Source organism: Sphingobacterium sp. UBA865 (assembly GCF_002295765.1).
Lineage (GTDB): Bacteria > Bacteroidota > Bacteroidia > Sphingobacteriales > Sphingobacteriaceae > Sphingobacterium > Sphingobacterium multivorum.
Window position 1 is genome coordinate 193297 of the sequence record NZ_DBGB01000041.1, and the last position, 16311, is coordinate 209607.

General features: G+C 41.3%; 16 protein-coding genes and 2 tRNA genes. 6 read left to right on the plus strand and 12 right to left on the minus strand.

Going from position 1 to position 16311, the window contains the following annotated elements; genetic code table 11:
- Positions 1-98: 98 nt before the first annotated feature.
- The 4 genes from B2O97_RS22910 (at position 99) to B2O97_RS22925 (ending at position 4414) form a co-directional block, all read left to right on the plus strand.
- Positions 99-338 carry a FeoA family protein gene (locus B2O97_RS22910; RefSeq protein ID WP_046672175.1) on the plus strand — a complete coding sequence of 80 codons (240 nt, stop codon included), beginning with the start codon at positions 99-101 and terminating at the stop codon, positions 336-338.
- Complete coding sequence (feoB, locus tag B2O97_RS22915; RefSeq protein ID WP_115047414.1) at positions 338-2440, plus strand: ferrous iron transport protein B; 2103 nt, start codon at positions 338-340, stop codon at positions 2438-2440. The genes B2O97_RS22910 and feoB overlap by 1 nt, the downstream gene beginning before the upstream one ends.
- Positions 2441-2446: 6 nt before the next feature.
- Positions 2447-2608, plus strand: a complete 162-nt coding sequence (locus tag B2O97_RS22920; protein WP_083295845.1) for a FeoB-associated Cys-rich membrane protein — start codon at positions 2447-2449, stop codon at positions 2606-2608.
- Positions 2609-2995: 387 nt separating this feature from the next.
- The gene (locus B2O97_RS22925) at positions 2996-4414 is read left to right on the plus strand and encodes an amino acid permease (protein ID WP_046672150.1); all 1419 of its coding nucleotides are present in this window, start codon (positions 2996-2998) and stop codon (positions 4412-4414) included.
- 72 nt (positions 4415-4486) lie between these two features.
- Here the strand turns inward: B2O97_RS22925 and B2O97_RS22930 are convergent, their stop codons facing one another.
- From B2O97_RS22930 to mnmA, 4 genes are all read right to left on the minus strand, one after another.
- The gene (locus B2O97_RS22930; protein WP_115047413.1) at positions 4487-4798 is read right to left on the minus strand and encodes a GNAT family N-acetyltransferase; all 312 of its coding nucleotides are present in this window, start codon (positions 4796-4798) and stop codon (positions 4487-4489) included.
- Positions 4789-5028 (minus strand): hypothetical protein, encoded by a 240-nt coding sequence (locus tag B2O97_RS22935; RefSeq protein ID WP_115047412.1) that lies wholly within the window; start codon positions 5026-5028, stop codon positions 4789-4791. The genes B2O97_RS22930 and B2O97_RS22935 overlap by 10 nt, the downstream gene beginning before the upstream one ends.
- Positions 5029-5080: 52 nt before the next feature.
- Positions 5081-6145: a PA0069 family radical SAM protein gene (locus B2O97_RS22940; protein ID WP_070563728.1), complete on the minus strand. Its 1065-nt coding sequence runs from the start codon at positions 6143-6145 to the stop codon at positions 5081-5083.
- Between the two features lie 187 nt (positions 6146-6332).
- Complete coding sequence (mnmA, locus tag B2O97_RS22945; protein WP_046672147.1) at positions 6333-7424, minus strand: tRNA 2-thiouridine(34) synthase MnmA; 1092 nt, start codon at positions 7422-7424, stop codon at positions 6333-6335.
- A gap of 188 nt (positions 7425-7612) precedes the next feature.
- Between mnmA and B2O97_RS22950 the strand changes: the two genes are divergently transcribed.
- Positions 7613-7685, plus strand: a tRNA-Phe gene (locus tag B2O97_RS22950).
- Between the two features lie 42 nt (positions 7686-7727).
- A tRNA-Phe gene (locus B2O97_RS22955) sits at positions 7728-7800 on the plus strand.
- A gap of 248 nt (positions 7801-8048) precedes the next feature.
- Here the strand turns inward: B2O97_RS22955 and B2O97_RS22960 are convergent.
- The 8 genes from B2O97_RS22960 to fucP form a co-directional block, all read right to left on the minus strand.
- A complete protein-coding gene (locus B2O97_RS22960) occupies positions 8049-8840 on the minus strand; it encodes an SDR family oxidoreductase (RefSeq protein WP_070563731.1) in 792 nt (263 codons plus the stop codon).
- 179 nt (positions 8841-9019) lie between these two features.
- Complete coding sequence (locus B2O97_RS22965) at positions 9020-9847, minus strand: amidohydrolase family protein (protein WP_286768255.1); 828 nt, start codon at positions 9845-9847, stop codon at positions 9020-9022.
- 25 nt (positions 9848-9872) lie between these two features.
- On the minus strand, positions 9873-10730 hold the full coding sequence (locus tag B2O97_RS22970; RefSeq protein ID WP_070563737.1) for a fumarylacetoacetate hydrolase family protein: 858 nt from the start codon (positions 10728-10730) through the stop codon (positions 9873-9875).
- A 41-nt stretch (positions 10731-10771) separates the two neighbouring features.
- Positions 10772-11536, minus strand: a complete 765-nt coding sequence (locus B2O97_RS22975; protein WP_046672143.1) for an SDR family NAD(P)-dependent oxidoreductase — start codon at positions 11534-11536, stop codon at positions 10772-10774.
- A gap of 2 nt (positions 11537-11538) precedes the next feature.
- Positions 11539-12852 (minus strand): alpha-L-fucosidase, encoded by a 1314-nt coding sequence (locus tag B2O97_RS22980; RefSeq protein WP_286710414.1) that lies wholly within the window; start codon positions 12850-12852, stop codon positions 11539-11541.
- A gap of 49 nt (positions 12853-12901) precedes the next feature.
- Positions 12902-14560, minus strand: coding sequence for a UxaA family hydrolase (locus tag B2O97_RS22985; protein ID WP_070563740.1), 1659 nt, complete (start codon positions 14558-14560; stop codon positions 12902-12904).
- A gap of 2 nt (positions 14561-14562) precedes the next feature.
- Complete coding sequence (locus B2O97_RS22990) at positions 14563-14895, minus strand: L-rhamnose mutarotase (protein ID WP_046672141.1); 333 nt, start codon at positions 14893-14895, stop codon at positions 14563-14565.
- A 10-nt stretch (positions 14896-14905) separates the two neighbouring features.
- Positions 14906-16171, minus strand: a complete 1266-nt coding sequence (gene fucP, locus B2O97_RS22995) for an L-fucose:H+ symporter permease (RefSeq protein ID WP_070563743.1) — start codon at positions 16169-16171, stop codon at positions 14906-14908.
- Between the last annotated feature and the right edge of the window lie 140 nt (positions 16172-16311).

The window sequence follows — 16311 nt, forward strand, 5'->3', positions numbered from 1 at the left end:
AAAGATAGCTGTTTTTTACTAAATACATAACTATGACATTAGAATCATTCTAAATGGTAGAAATTCTGTATATTTGAAGAATTCAAAAAAACAGGCAAATGCGTAATAGAACTAGCTTAGATAAGCTAAAAAAAGGGGAAAAAGCGGTAATTATAGATTTTGATTCACACGAAATTCCAGCTAAATTTTTCGAATTGGGGTTTATTCCCGGTACTGAAGTAGAGGTGAAACATATCGCACCTTTGGACGGTCCTATATGTCTAAATATTAGTGCTAATAACGCCTTAATTGCTATCCGCAAATCAGAAGCTAAAGTCATCCTTATTGATCAGAAATAATGAATAACCCGATTATTGCACTTTTGGGTAATCCAAATGTGGGTAAAACATCTCTATTTAACCGGATTACAAAATTAAATCAGAAAGTAGGAAATTATCCCGGTATTACGGTCGAAAAACGTGAGGGGCAAGTAAAAGCCAACAACAAAATTTATCGTATTATTGATTTACCGGGAACATATACCCTGTTCCCAAGTTCGCTGGACGAAGAAGTTGTTTTCAACACTTTAGTCAATAAAGAAAGTAGTTTCAGACCTAACCTTGTCGTTGTCGTCGCTGAACCTACGAACTTAAAGCGGTCTATTATTCTTTATCAGCAGGCCCGGGAGCTCGGTCTGCCGGCCATCTTTGTCATCAATATGATAGATGAAGCCAAAGAAAAAGGAATTACAATAGATGTTCAGAAGCTTGAGCAACTATTAAATACAAAAGTCTACGAAACCAATGCACGTACGGGACAAGGTATCGATCAGCTGATCAAAAACTTTGATGCTGTTCCGCCCATGTATATCAGCAAATTTAGCCTACCCAAGGAAGCTGATGCCGCATTAGAAGAAACCAAACGTCTTTTTCCATTAGATACGGAATACCATACCTGGCAATACCTGGCCAAAGGCGAGGTATCCTTTTTATCGAAAGAAAAAAATCAGGCGATTCAACAAATCCGTGAAAAACACCAATTACGCGCCGAGAGACTGCAAAAAGACGAAGCCATTTTGCGTAGTAAATCCCTGGATAGCAGCCTTGCTGAAATCTATGCAAAGGATGAATCCTCCAATAAAAACAAAACCAATACGATTGATAGCATCCTGCTTCATCCCATCTTTGGCTATGTCATCTTCTTTGGAATCCTCTTTTTAATCTTCCAGGCAATTTATACCTGGTCTGGACCAGCCATGGATTTTATCGATGGTTTATTTGGTGATCTTGCAGCCTATATACAAACAGCATTGCCGGCAGGGCCATTGACCGACTTGCTCAGCAATGGTATTATCAAAGGTATTGGCGGAATTGTGATCTTCATTCCACAGATCGTTATTTTATACATCTTTATCTCGATCATGGAAGAAACGGGCTATATGAGCCGTGTTGTTTTCCTGATGGACCGCTGGCTTCGCCCTTTCGGGCTGAATGGAAAATCAGTGATTCCATTGATTTCGGGCGTAGCCTGTGCTGTTCCTGCGGTTATGTCGGCACGTAACATCGAAAATAGCAAAGAAAGACTGGTCACTATTCTGGTAACGCCTTTTATGACCTGCTCAGCACGTCTACCTATTTATATCGTTCTGATCGGACTGGTGATACCGGACACGAAATTAGGGGGCTTTCAAATACAAGGTATTGTATTGTTTGTGATGTACCTACTTGGAATATTCGCAGCTTTGCTATCGGCGATTATCCTGACCAAAGTCATCAAATCAAAACACAAATCATTTCTAATCTTTGAACTCCCCACCTATAAGACTCCAGATTGGAAAAACGTAGCCTTAAATGTATGGGAAAAAGCATCAAGCTTTGTTTTCGGCGCAGGTAAAATCATTTTAGCCATTTCCGTTATCCTATGGGCATTGGGTAGTTTTGGTCCGAACGATAAATTTAGCCGGGCGGAGGAATATGTGACAAAAAATAACCCCAACCTGTCCGAAGCCGATTTGGACCATGAAGTTTCATCTTACCGTCTGGAACACTCTTTCCTTGGCTATCTTGGCATGGCTATTGAACCTGTTGTTAAACCATTAGGCTACGACTGGAAGATGGGCATAGGTCTTATTTCTTCGTTTGCTGCCCGTGAAGTTTTTGTAGGCACAATGGCCACAGTATATAGCCTTGGTGACGAAGTGGATATCGAAGATGAAGCATCTAAAACAACGGTATTAGGCAAAATGAAAAGCGAAATTAACAGGAATACCGGTTTACCGGCTTATAATTTAGCTTCTGGTGTATCCTTATTACTTTTCTATGCTTTTGCTATGCAATGTATGAGTACAATTGCAGCAGTAAAGAGGGAAACAGGCTCGTGGAAATGGACTTTGATACAGCTTGGTTTTATGACAGGCTTGGCGTATTTCAGTGCCTTGATTGCTTATCAACTTTTAAAATAAAAAGCTATGGATAATTTAACAGTACAATATCTCATCGTAGGAATGCTCGTTTTGGCGGCTGTATGGTATGTCGTTAAAAATGTCCGAAAATCACTAAAGGGCAAGTCGAGCTGCTCGAAAGGCTGCGGATGCGACTGCGGCGTAGAAAAAACACAAAAAGCAAATTAATTTATCTTTTTGAGTAGCATTTACAAATAAGATTTCGTTATTAGTTAGAGTGGCCAAAAATCACACTAGCTGCTAATTCATAAAGCGCCGTATTTCCAAATTACGGCGCTTTCTATTTCTGAGTCAAACAGGCCCCTCGCTATTGTTTATAAAAAAACAACGAAATACATTAAAACCACAACAGAATGTGCACAAATACCTAAGTGTTTTATTAACTTTATGCGCTTAGGGCAAATCGTTCGCTGGGAAGCTTTACGATAAACAGGTAATTCTTCTGGCGTCATTGATTTTGCTCAAACGATCCTTGGCGGGAGCAAATAGCCTCATGGGTTTTTCCGTATCTAAGGACCAGATTAAAACAGACTAGTAACCGTATTAACCATACACATGGAGAAACAGAACAATAAGGAGGAGTTAAAAAGAGGACTTCAAAACAGACATATTCAATTAATTGCCCTGGGTGGTGCAATCGGAACGGGCTTATTTCTAGGTATTGGGAAGGCTGCCACATTGGCTGGGCCAGCTGTTATCCTCGGCTATGCTTTCGCCGGAATTATTGCTTTTTTTATTATGCGCCAGTTGGGTGAGATGGTTGTTGAGGAACCTGTTTCAGGAAGTTTTAGCTACTTCGCCAATAAATACTGGGGTTCTTTTGCGGGTTATGCTTCGGGCTGGAACTATTGGGTGCTGTATATCTTAGTCAGCATGGCCGAACTCACAGCGATAGGCGTTTATGTACAATTCTGGTGGCCGGAAATACCTTTATGGGCATCAAGTTTATTTTTCTTCTTTGCAATCAACGCCCTTAATCTTGCCTCAGTCAAAATTTATGGCGAGACGGAATTTTGGTTTTCCATTATCAAGGTTGTTGCAATCATTGCCATGATTGTTTTTGGTGCATATTTATTGGTAAGCGGTACTGGAGGGGAGCAGGCAAGTCTCAGCAACCTGACTTCACATGGTGGTTTTTTCCCAAAAGGTTGGTTTAGCCAAACAGCGGATGGAAGTTTTGAAGGCCTTCTTTCCGCCATAGCATTGATCATGTTTTCTTTCGGTGGCCTGGAGTTGGTTGGTATCACTGCTGCCGAGGCCGAGCATCCCGAAAAGAACATCCCCAAAGCGACCAACCAGGTTATCTATCGAATCTTAATCTTTTACGTAGGTGCATTGATTATTCTTTTCTCTTTGACACCGTGGACAAATATCACCGCCGATACAAGTCCCTTTGTGCTGGTGTTTGACAAACTCAATGGGTTTGAATTTACGATCTTTGGAAAGACCTTCTATTTCACAAAAATTATCGCAAATGCGCTAAATCTTATTGTCCTTACCGCTGCATTATCTGTTTATAATAGCAGCGTGTACAGCAATAGCAGAATGTTATATGGATTGGCAGAGCAGGGAAATGCACCCCGTTTTCTTTCGAAACTCAACAAGAATCATGCGCCTATTAACGCGATTTTAGTTTCGGCACTGTTCGCGGCGATTTGTGTATTTATCAACTATGTAGCACCTAAAAATGCCTTGGAGATCCTGATGTCGCTGGTGGTATCTTCACTGATTATAAACTGGGTCATGATTTCCATTACACACTTGTATTTCAGAAAGAATAAACTCGATGCCCACTTACGCACCAAGTTTCCATCCTTTCTGTATCCTTTAAGTAATTATATCTGTCTGATCTTTTTGATCGCTGTACTTGGCATCATGTGGATAACAGGGATGAAACTTCCGGTAGAATTGATCCCTGCTTGGCTTATATTACTCTATGTGAGTTATGTTTTGATCAAAAGAAAGAAATCTTAGTTCACTGGAACCTTGATCTTATCAATCAAAAAAGCCTGATTCATTGCATGAATCAGGCTTTCTTGCTAAAATTTAATGCGGGTATTCCTCCTCGAGAATAGCAAATTCATAATTGTCGCTCCAACCATCTTTTAACGGCAAAATTTTCCGTCTGCGCGCCTCTTTGACCATGCCGACTTTCTCCATTACTTTAGCGGAAGCGATATTTCCAACAGCACAACCGCCCTCAATTCTATGAAAATTAAGTTCCTTGAAACCAAATGTCAGGATTCGGTTCAATGCCTCTGTTGCATAGCCCTTATTCCACATTGTCGCAACAAGCTTAAACCATACTTCTGAATTTCGATAGCGCAGCTTGACAACACTGATATTAATTAACCCAATAAACTCTTCCCTTCAAGGGTTTCTATATAAAAGGTATAATCCTTTCTGGCATCCAATTCATTGATTTGCGCCGACCAAGCTTCCACCATTTGCTCTGTATGGGCTATTCCATTCGGAAATCCACTCGGATTAAATAATGCAGATTCAGGATACATTAATAGGGAATGGATCTTTTCCAAATCTATTTTCTCTACGGATCTAAGCTTAAGCCGTTCTGTTCTAATTTCCATGTTTAAAATTACACAAATGGCTTAATTTAATGCTACCATTTGACAACAATAACTAAAATAAGCCCAGCTGCGTTCCTGCATCGGGTAAGCGGAAAAGATCCCTTCTCAAGGATGGAAGCGTCCCATTATTCATATATTTCTTGACGGAAAGCTTGAATAAATGCTGTAAGCTCTCGGCCATATGGCCATCCCCCTTTATCCTCCGTCCAAAATCGGTATCGTTAATTTTTCCACCATGACAGGCTTCGATCCAATGTAAAACCTTTTCAGCACGATCAGGATAGTTCTGATAGAGCCAATCTTTAAAGATACCACCAATCTGTCCATTGAGCCGCACGATGGTATAGGAGGCCGTAATGGCTCCCGCATCTGCTCCTGAACGGATCAAATCTGAAATCTCATCACTATTGATCCCCGGAACGATGGGAGCCATCATCAGCATGACGGGTACACCTATCCCAGTCAATCCCTCAATCAGTTTCAACCGGGCCGACGCTGTAGCAGTCCGAGGTTCCATTTTCTGACGAACCTCTTCGCGCAGCGAATTGATGGTCACGGCAACGGAAACCAGCTCGTGCGCTGCAAGCTCGCGCAAAAGATCAAAATCCCGTCGCATTAGTACATTTTTGCTGATGATGGAGACCGGATGCTGGTATTTGACCATCAATTCTAAAAGCGAGCGTGTGATACCCAGCTTCCGTTCAATCGGTTGATAACAGTCTGTATTGCCTGAAAGCATAATCAAATCGGGTTGGTAGCTCGATTTTCTAAACTCCTGTTCGAGAAGCTGAGCCGCATTGTGTTTGACTAAGATCTTACGCTCGAAATCCAACCCAGCACTAAAGCCCCAGTATTCATGCGAATTGCGCGCGTAACAGTAAATACAACCATGCTCACAGCCCTGATAAGGATTAATGGATCGTTCAAAACGGAGATCCGGGCTATTTGATTTGGATATAATGGATTTTGGATGTGTCGGAATGAATTGTGTTTTCTCGGCACCCAAAAATTCTTCATCCAGCCCCTCCACATGTTCCTGCACGTATTGATTAGAAAAAAATTTGTTATTGGGATTGATCTGCGCCCCTCTGCCCTTCAAATATTCCGATGAATTCATAGGTTAAAATTACTAATTTTATTAGTAAAAACAAATTAAAATTTCCCATTTTCCACAAAGAGAGAAAGCGAATATCTTCTAGTTTGAAGTCCCAATAAAACGTATTTTAAACCAAATAAAAATCCCTATACTGCATCGACAGTATAGGGATTAAAATTCTTATTTTAGATCTCAGTCCAGCTTCTATTTATTTCATTAAGAAACCACCACCGAGTAAATCATTGCCTTCATAAAAAACGGCCGATTGCCCTGGAGCAATACCTTTCACATTGTGCACAAAATCTATACGCACTTTATCGCCTTCTTGGGATATGGTCGACAAAGCACCAGAGTCTTTGTAACGTACCTTTGAAATTGCTTCCATCGGTTGATCTAGTCCTGCATATTTCACAAAGTTCACATTACGAACGTAAGCATGTGACTTTTCAAGTTCATGTTCTTCACCCAATACGACCGTATTACTTTCCGGAAGGATCTCAATCACAAACATCGGTTTCCCCAAGGCAATTCCTAAGCCTTTACGTTGACCGATGGTGAAATAAGGGTAACCAATATGTTTACCTACAACGGTACCATCGGAAAGAATAAAGTTACCGGGACCAATTTGTTGATCCAACGTTGGCACCTTATGTCTCAAAAACGCACGGTAGTCGTTGTCAGGAACGAAACAGATTTCATAACTCTCCGACTTATTGGCCAATTCCTTCTGTCCCATATCCAAAGCCATCTGACGAATCTCCTTTTTCGTGAAAGATCCTAACGGAAACTGTGTCCGGGCAAGATTTTCTTGTGACACGCCCCATAAAACGTAAGATTGATCTTTGTTTTCATCCTTACCTTTTGATATCACATAGCGACCATTATCGTGCATACGGATATTAGCATAGTGCCCGGTAGCGATAAACTCACAGTCCAATTTGTCAGCGCGTTTCATCAAAGCCTCCCACTTAATATGGGTATTACACAACACGCATGGGTTAGGCGTGCGCCCAGCAATATATTCTTCTACAAAATTGTCAATCACAAAATCTCCAAACTCATCACGTATATCTAATATATAATGAGGGAAACCATAGTTTACGGCTAATGTACGAGCGTCATTGATACTATCAAGGCTACAACATCCGGTTTCTTTCGACGAGCCACCTGCGGATGCATAATCCCATGTCTTCATCGTGATACCGATAACCTCATATCCTTGTTCGTGGAGCATGACAGAAGCAACGGAGCTATCTACCCCTCCACTCATTGCAACTAAAACTCTTCCTCTTTTACTCATCTCTAATTATTGAAATGCAAAGATACAGCTTATTCCTTTTCCTATATGTTAGTTTCTTGTAATTTTATCTCGATCAAAATCAACACGTTCGAAAAAAGTACGAAAATAATCTGCATAAAAGTTTTAGAATTCAAATTATCGGACTATATTTGCATCGCAATAGGGGAACAAACCCATAGCAAAAAAGCGGTGCCATAGCTCAGCTGGTAGAGCAAAGGACTGAAAATCCTTGTGTCCCTGGTTCGAACCCAGGTGGCACCACGCTTCAATCTGATGATCACAGATTTAAATAAAAGGTCAACTGGTGCCATAGCTCAGCTGGTAGAGCAAAGGACTGAAAATCCTTGTGTCCCTGGTTCGAACCCAGGTGGCACCACAAAAAAAGCTTGTTCAATGAACAAGCTTTTTTTGTTTTAGCTAACTGCATTTTATATAACATCCCCCCCACATCTCCGCCGTATAGAAAATTCATCATACCCCTACTGCCTGAATTCAATGGGTGTTATTTTCATTGATTGATTGAGGGATATTATCAAAAAAAAGATCATGGATTTTGGAAATCAACCGGAGTTGTCATTTTAAAAACCACTCAAGTCTAATTTCCAAAACCCAATCGCTTTTCCGCTACGATTCAGCGATAATCGACCGATCCAGATGCACATAACCACCGTCCACATGAATCAATTGGCCAGTTGTATGACTGGACTTATCAGACAGCAAAAAGACGGTTGTATCCGCGATTTCCGCTGCTGTGGTCATGCGATGCTCCAATGGAATACGGTCCGTAATTTTTTTCAATGTCTCCTCCGGATTTGATAAGGTTTGAATCCAGGTGTCGTATTGGGGAGTTGCACATTCTGCCACGATAATGGCATTTACACGAATCGAGTAAGGCAACAATTCTACGGCCCACTCGCGCGTAAGTGCATTACGTCCACCATTGGATGCCGCATAAGCCGAGGTATTGCCCTGCCCTGTTTCACCAGTTTTGGACGAAATATTCACGATACTGCCCTTAGATGCTTTCAACGCATCCAAAGCGTGATGTGCCATCAGATAGTAATGAATTAAGTTCTTGTGCAGCGAAGCAACAAATTTTTCATAATTACCTGATGCTAATCCGACACCATCATTTTGTCCGGCATTATTCACCAAACCATCGATCCGCCCATACACGTCCAATGTCTTTTGAACGGCTCTTTCACAATCTTCTGGTTTTGATAATTCTGCTTCGATACAGAGTGCATCCACATCAAATTGCTTGATTTCTTCCTTGACTTTTTCATTATCGGCTTGTTTACGGCCAACAATGACGGGAATAGCCTGTTCTTTAGCCAACGCGTGGACTACAGCCCGCCCGATTCCTTTTGCTCCGCCGGTAACAATAACAACTTTATCTTTTAAATGAAGATCCATAATACTTTTATTGAATGGTTTGTTTCATTGGTTGTGGTTAACATTCGCAACAATGAATTCGTTCTCTGGTTATTGATTAATTTATATTGACGTCATTAAGCCCATTATCCAGCTTCATGACCAATAAAAAGCTTCAGCATGCTATTTTTCCCTTTCATAGCATGCTGAAGTTTTTCCTTTTAAAGATTATACACGCGTATTGCGTTCTCTGCCCAAAATGCGTTCTTCTCTTCAGCCGTAAATTGCCCTAATTTATCCTCAACGATGGCAATACTTTCTTCGTAGGATGCCGCCAATAGACATACCGGCCAATCTGACCCGTACATAATGCGCTCCTTTCCAAAACGCGCAAAGATATGCTCCAGATATTGCTTAAAATCATCAAGTTTCCATCCTTCCCAATCGGCCTCTGTTGCAAGTCCCGAAACTTTACATACGACATTTGGAAAGGCAGATAGCGCATCGATAAACGCCGCCCACTCATCAAATGCTTTCGACTTGATCGGCGGTTTGGCAATATGATCCAATACAAATTGAAGATTTGGATTTTGCTGCACACAATCCAACGTTGCCGCATAATGTCGTGGACGGATGAGCAGATCATACGTATAACCATAATCTGCTAAGGCCTTCAGCCCGTTTAATACCGCAGGGCGAATGAGAAAATCAGGGTAAGCTTCTCCTTCAACAATATGACGAAATCCTTTGATGACCGTAGCTGATTGATAGCCATCCAACTGTTGTCGAATATCCGCTGCTTGAAGATCAATCCAGCCCACTACGCCTTTAATAAAAGGATAATCACTAGCCAGCTGAACCAAATAAGCAGTCTCTTCGTTGGATTGATCCGCCTGAACAGCAACACTCCCTCCAAATCCATTTCGTTCAAGCACAAATTGAATATCCAAAGGGGTGAAATCACGTCTGATGACTTGCATTTCTTCGGTAATCCAACTATCTCTAATTGGATCGAATTTCCAGAAATGCTGATGGGTATCTATACGCATAATGAAAAGAAAACCTAATGAGCAATTAATTTTTTGAATACGCTACCACAGTCTGACGGGATTCTCCAAGACCATCTGCTCCTAACTCGATCACATCGCCAGGCTTCAAATAAATCGGTGGGTTAAATCCTAAGCCAACACCTGCCGGAGTACCTGTTGATATCACGTCTCCTGGCAACAAAGTCATAAATTTAGACACATAGGATACTACATGCGCCACCGAAAAGATTAAATCCTTGGTATTACCATCTTGGTAGGTTTTTCCGTTTACCTTCAACCATAGACGCACATTGTTGATATCTTTGATTTCTTCTTTTGTCGCCATGAAAGGTCCCATCGGTGCAAACGTATCACATCCTTTTCCTTTATCCCAAGTACCGCCACGTTCCAGCTGATACTCACGTTCGGAAACATCGTTGTGCAATACATAACCGACCACATAATCTAAAGCTTCATGCTCTTCTACATAAGAAGCTTTTTTACCGATCACAATACAGAATTCCACCTCCCAATCTGTTTTTACAGAATCTTTCGGAATCATCACATTATCGTATGGACCTACCAACGAAGTGGTCGATTTCATAAAGATGATCGGTTCAGCAGGAATTGGTGCATTTGTTTCCTTGGCATGGTCTAAATAGTTCAATCCAATACAAACAATTTTGGATGGGCGGGCAAAAGGTGCTCCGATACGTTCGCCTTGAGGAACTTCAATCAACTTACCTTCATTTGCCTTCACAAATTCTTCTAAACGGGCTACACCATTCTCGGCAAAGAATTGTTCATTGTAATCACCACCAAATGCGCTTACATCGTAATTTACACCATCGATCTGAACACCGATTTTCTCCTTGCCTTGAGCTCCAAAACGTATTAATTTCATTTTTATAGTATTGAGATAATAGATATTTTATTTTTAGCTTTTTAATTATTCAATTTAATAAAACCACCGTCAATAGGGTAGTCATTTCCAGTAATAAATCCAGCATCGTCACTACACAAGAAAAGTGCTAATTTGGCAATTTCTTCTGGTTGCGCCATGCGGCCTATTGGTTGGCTTGCTGATAGTTTTTCAAACATTTCTTCCTCTTTTCCAGGATAGTTTTTTGCGATAAATCCATCCACAAATGGGGTATGTACACGTGCAGGCGAAATGCTATTGCAACGAATACCGTAGGCCATGTAATCCCGTGCTACAGACATTGACATCGCGTAAATAGCCCCCTTGCTCATCGAATACGCAAAACGATCCGTGATACCAACCCATGCAGCTATGGATGCTAAATTAAGGATTGCTCCCGAACCCTGCGCCTTCATCATCGGCACAATAGCATGCAATGCATTATAAGCTCCCTTAACATTCACATTAAAAACACGCTCAAAATCTTCTGATTGACAATTTTCCAAATTACCAACATGAGCGATACCAGCATTATTTACTAAAATATCAATTTTTCCGATATTTTGTGCTATAGCAGTAATTTCTTGTTGATCAGTTACATTACAACGATTAAATGCAGCCTGACCACCCAAAGCCAAGATCTCATCAACTACAGCCTTACCGCCATCTTCATTCAAATCCAGAATATGAACTTTTGCTCCTTCTGCAGCAAATTGCAGACTGATCGCACGGCCTATCCCACTACCACCACCGGTAATTACAGCTACTTTTTGTTCTAATTTTCCCATTGTTATTTAATTGTTAATGTCAATACCAAATCTGCTTCATCTGTCGATGTTGGCAAATCCAAGCGTAGACTATTGTTCTTATAACTAAACTTAATCTCTTTCTTTCCGATAAATGTGCTTACTTTTTTCACCTGATAAGGAAGGTTATTAATCAACAATTCCTTTTTATCCGTTTTAAACACATGTAGATACACTTGGTTTCCTTTTTTTGTCAACGCATAATCGTCTGTTGGTGACACCGCCCCACCCGCTGTTCCATAGATTGTTTCACCATACACCGATAGCCATTTTCCAAGTTCTTTCAAGCGCTCCTGTTGATAGTCCTGAATCTCACCGTTTGGCATCGGGCCAACATTGAGCAATAAATTGGAACCATGACTAGCTGCCTTGACCAGGTATTTCAGCACTTCCTGAAAGGATTTTCGTGTCCGATCTTTCAGCTCAAATCCCCAAGATCCTGCAATTGTTCCACATACTTCCTTCGGTAGTTTCCCAACATCATGCGCTTTCGTGCCGAACCCAGTAGTATTCTCCCCGGGTAAATCACGTTCGAACATCTGAAAATCTTCCCCTTCAAATGGCGCCAGATGGTGGTTGTTACCCACCAAGCACTGTGGCTGTAAGGTATGAATCAATTCATAGATTTCTTTGAAATGCCAATCTTCATTGGGCTTGTCCCAATGACCATCAAACCAGATCCCATCGATCTCACCGTAGTTGCTCAACAGCTCCGTTAATTGGCTTTTCATAAACTGGACATAACGATTCCAATCCCCTTTCGTTGAATCGCGCCCCGCAATGCCACCACCCGTTTTACCAACAGGCAGATAATCATCCCGGTGCCAGTCTAAAAGCGAATAGTAGAACATCACTTTTATCCCTTCGGCACGGCAAGCTTCCACCAACTCTTTCACAATATCGCGTTTGAAGGGAGATTTCTTCACCACATTATAGTCCGAAACCTGGCTGTTCCACATCGAAAATCCATCATGATGTCTGGTCGTAAAGGTGATATACTTTGCCCCTGCCTGTTTAAATAACTTCGCCCATTCTTTCGCATTAAAGGAAATTGGATTGAAAAATTTAGGCAGCAATGCATATTCATCCAAACTGATATTCTGGTTGTTCATGACCCACTCACCATCCCCCAGCACACTATATACCCCCCAATGGATAAAAACACCAAACCGAGATTGTTCAAACCACTCCCTATTTTTCAGATTTTCGGGACTCGGTTGATAATGTTGCTGGCTATAGCTCGCGGATACTGATCCCATCAGCAAGGCTAAACCACAGATTACATGTTTAAGTTTCATATGTAAATGATTAGTTGTCATGGATTTTCAATAAACTCATTATACCCAACTACAAAGAAACACCTCTACGCCATGGTATGAAATCGTCTTGCCCCAACAACACCGCCTTCGGTTTCACTTCACCAGAAGCAACTTCTATTACATAATCCAAAATACGGTGTGCGGCTTCCTCAATAGTCTCTGTACCTTCGATTATGGTACCACAGTTCAAATCCAGGATATCAGGCATTTTCTCAAAAGTCTTGGTATTTGTGGAAAGTTTCACAACCGGTGTAATCGGGTTACCTGTAGGTGTACCCAAGCCCGTCGTAAACAAGACGATATTGGCACCTGCTGCCACTTCTGCAGTTGTACTTTCCACATCGTTACCAGGCGTACATAATAAGTTTAACCCCGGACCGTTGGCCAATTCAGGATAATCAATCACTGCTGCAACAGGTGATGTTCCTCCTTTTTTGGCGGCCCCAGCAGACTTAATTGCGTCAGTAATTAAACCATCACGAATATTGCCCGGAGAAGGATTCATATAGAATCCCGAACCATCAGCTTCAGCTTTTGCATTGTAAGTACGCATCAGCGACATAAAACGCTCCGCCGTTGGCTCATCGATACAACGATCACTCAACTCCTGTTCCACGCCGCATAATTCAGGAAACTCCGCCAGAATCACCGATCCGCCTAAAGTCACCAAAATATCTGATACAAATCCGAGCGCCGGATTGGCCGAGATGCCCGAAAATCCGTCTGAACCACCACATTCCAGACCTATACACAATTTGTCCAATGAGGCTGGTTTGCGCTCATTTTTATCCGCTTGCATCATCCCTGCAAAAGTTGCTTTAATCGCCTTTTGCATAAGCTCTTTTTCAGTTCCTTCTTTCTGTTGTTCGAAAATATACAGTGGGCGATCAAAACCTGGACTTCGCTTTTCAATTTCAGCTTTCAGAATGGAAGCCTGCGCATGCTGACATCCTAAACTCAATACCGTTGCCCCCGCCACATTCGGATGGGTGATATAACCAGCCAAAAGGCCACATAAGGCATCCGAATCCATGCGGGTTCCGCCGCAGCCCATTTCATGGTTTAAAAACTTGATTCCATCGACATTTTTGAACAGGCGTTCCTGCTCACTGGAAGTCGAATTAGCAAGTAGATCCTGACTAAGAATCGCATTTACATCAGCACCAGACTTATATAAGCTAATGAGATCTTCTACCTCAGACACGTAATTATTGGCTTTTACTTTATAGCCCAACTTTTCTTCAAAAGCAGCCTTCAGGGTCAATACATTTCTATTTTCGCAAAAAACCAATGGAATAACCAACCAGTAATTGGCCGTTCCAACAGTCCCATTTGAACGGTGGAATCCATTGAACGTTTTATCTTTAAATGCAGAAACATCAGGTCTTGTCCAGGCTGTCTTGCGATTGCCCATTTTAAAATCTTCCGACGCATGGCGCAAGTTTTCAGTGGTAATGAGTTCCCCTTCAGCTAGGGGAGTATTCAATTTTCCTACCAGAACACCATACATCAATATCTCCGTATCTTGTTCCATTGGCTGGATGGTGAATTTATGTTTGGCAGCAACAGCTTGCTTTAATGTAAATTCCTTACCTTCAAAAACAATCGTTGTTCCCGCAGCCAAGTCCTGTAATGCAACAAGGACATTATCCATTGGATGGATCTGTAAATAGCGCTGTATAGCCATAATTATACTAATTCAAATATTTTTGTCATCATTACCCATTTCTCTCCCGGCTTTGCCCCCGGAATGGCCGCCTGGTATTTCCACATCAGCTGTTCCCATTCCTGTACTTTTTCATTGGCAGCATCCATAGCCGATTTTTTCTCAAATGAAAAGTCTTCACCCACCTCCATGTTCATAAACAATCTATTTTCAAAACGATAGATCTCCATCTGCAGAATACCTGCATCCAGAATCGAACGTTTTATTTCCGGCCAAACCTCACGGTGGTAATCCTCATATTCCTTGATCAATTGTGGATCGTCCACAAGATCTAAAGCCATGACATATCTTTTCATTACTAACTAATTAATGTGATTTAAGATTTTCGGTTTCCGCAATACTGACATTTCTATTTTGGAAAGCAAACAATAAGACAACAATAAAACAAACCAATGGCACAAAATAGCCATACTGGAAATGTCCTGTTTTATCCGAGATAAAGCCCAAAATTGGAGGTAACAAAGCACCACCAACAATAGACATGACGATCAAACTGGAAGCAGATTTGGTATCGGCACCGATACCTTGTACACCAAACGCGAATATCGTCGGAAACATAATAGACATAAAGAATGCAATACCGATCAATGCATACAAGGTCTGAATACCTGATCCGAAGATGACAAATAGGGATAGAACGATCGCTATAGCGGAATAGATGATCAGAAGCTGGGATGCTGATACAAAACGCATAAAAAATGTACCGATAAACCGGCCCAACATAAAAGCCAATCCCGCAAACCCAGCATAATCGGCCCCATCCTTACCCGATATGCCCGCAGCTTCTGTTGCATACAATACCAGGAAGCTTAAAATACAGACTTGCGCTCCCACATAGAAAAATTGAGCCACCACGGCCCAACGCACATTTTTATGACGCAACGCGTGGAAAAAACCAGCTCTACCTTCTTCCTCGGCATCTTTGATATCAGGTAATTTGGTAAAGAAAAACAAGGCAGCGATCAATAAAATCAATATTCCCAATACTACATAAGGCAATTTCACAGCAGCTGTTTCCGACTGAATATACGCCATCTTTGCCTGCTCAGCCATTTGCGCCAGTTCTTCCTGTGATTTGGGTTCATGGGATAAAATAAATTTTCCACCAAAAATCGGAGCAACAAAGGCTGCTAGTCCATTAAAGGACTGCGCAAAATTAAGCCGTTGCGCCGAAGAAGCTGGATCTCCCAAAATCGCTACATACGGATTTGCAGCGGTTTCCAGAATGGTAAGACCACAGGCTACAACGAACAATGCCCCCAAAAAGAAAACATAACTTATCGTATTGGCCGCAGGTACAAAAAGAAAACAGCCAATGGCAAAAAAGATCAATCCGATCAAAATACCCGCTTTATAGCCATATTTTTTCATGATAATTCCAGCAGGAATCGCCATCACAAAATAAGCGATAAATACAGCCGAATCGACTAAGGAAGCCTGGAAATGGGATAAACTAAACGCATTCCTCAAATGCGGAATTAAGATCGGATCAAGGTTATGAATAAATCCCCAGAAAAAGAACAAGGATGTCACCAAAATCAAGGCAAATGCGTAACTCTTTTTATTCGTCATATTTTTCAAATGGTTATAAGTAGTTATTTAATGTAAAATAAGCTTAAAAATGCTAGACAATATTCAAGTATATTATCAAATTATTAAGCTATATTACCATAGCTAAACTGAATTATGTAACTTTACTGCATATATTTCAT